Annotated in this window: 1 protein-coding gene; it reads right to left on the reverse strand. The window is 54.7% G+C overall.

All coding sequences use genetic code 11. The features are described from left to right. Positions 1–1,057, reverse strand: a 1,057-nt coding sequence (locus tag G9463_RS23745) for an IS630 family transposase (RefSeq protein ID WP_165898002.1), incomplete at its 3' end; no start/stop codon positions are given. Positions 1,058–1,102: the final 45 nt, after the last annotated feature.

The raw sequence follows: 1,102 nt of genomic DNA on the forward strand, positions 1-1,102 counted from the left end.
ATTTGGCGAAGCTCAGCCGAGACGTGAGTTGTTCGAACAGTTCTGAGACGAGAGCGCGGAACTCGTTCGCGCTCTTGACAATCAGTGGAGAGGCTTCCCATTTCAGACTCTTCCAGATCTGCTCGATTGGGTTGAGGTCTGGGGATCCAACCGGTAAGAAAACGAGATCAATCCCGAGTTGATGGGCACGCTTGCGTGTGAATTCGCACGTGTACGCGAAGTGATTATCCAAAACGAGCAGAATCCGCGTTGCGGGATTCTGCTCGCGGATCCTCTCTAAACACTCACAAATCCGTTCTTTCGTCTGGTCTTCTGGGAAACTGACCACACTCTCACCGTTGAGTGCGTAGAAGCCGACCGCTGGTTCGAAAATCTTCACCAGCGGTCGTTCATGATGCGGATCATCGACATACCACAACCGGCGCGAGTTATCGTACGGCTGTGGATGCGATGCATCGAAAAAGCCGACAACAGTGCCTCCATCTGTGCAGACATCCTCATCGACGACCCAGCCTTCCTCGTCGTCGTCTTCGCGTTTATTGTGTGGTTCCTCAGTATCCTCGGCGAGCGCGTCGCTGACGCGCTCGTCGAGAATTTCTTCGGCATTATCTGGCCGTGACGGACGTTTTGTCCGTGGAATTGCGTATGACAATCCGAGATCCTTGAGAAACTCACCCAGGTAGACTGGATGGTACTCAACGCCGAACTCGTCGTTGATGAGATGCTGGATTTCCTGTGGTTGCCACGGTTGGCCGTCACGGAGCATCTCCAAGAGTTGTTCCTGCTCGTCTTCGCCGAGCTTCGGGGGACGTCCGTCCCCGAAGTTCGGCGTTAATTGGCCAAGACCACCTTCGTTCCAGCGACGTGCCCACCGACTACCCGTCGATTCAGATTTGCCAACGCGGTCAGCTGCCTCCTCAAGGCTGTCGCCCTTGTAGAGATTTTTCACGAACGTGAGGCGGCGGACGACCTTCGGATCGTCCGCCTCCGATAGCAACCGATTGAGATCATCTTCACTCAGATGGCGGACGATCTCTTTGCGTCGGTCCCCGCTCATTGCAACACCTTCTCAGGCTATCCCCATAACTTCACTTGGGTACTA

This window comes from Haloarcula sp. JP-Z28 (genome assembly GCF_011440255.1).
GTDB lineage: Archaea > Halobacteriota > Halobacteria > Halobacteriales > Haloarculaceae > Haloarcula > Haloarcula marismortui.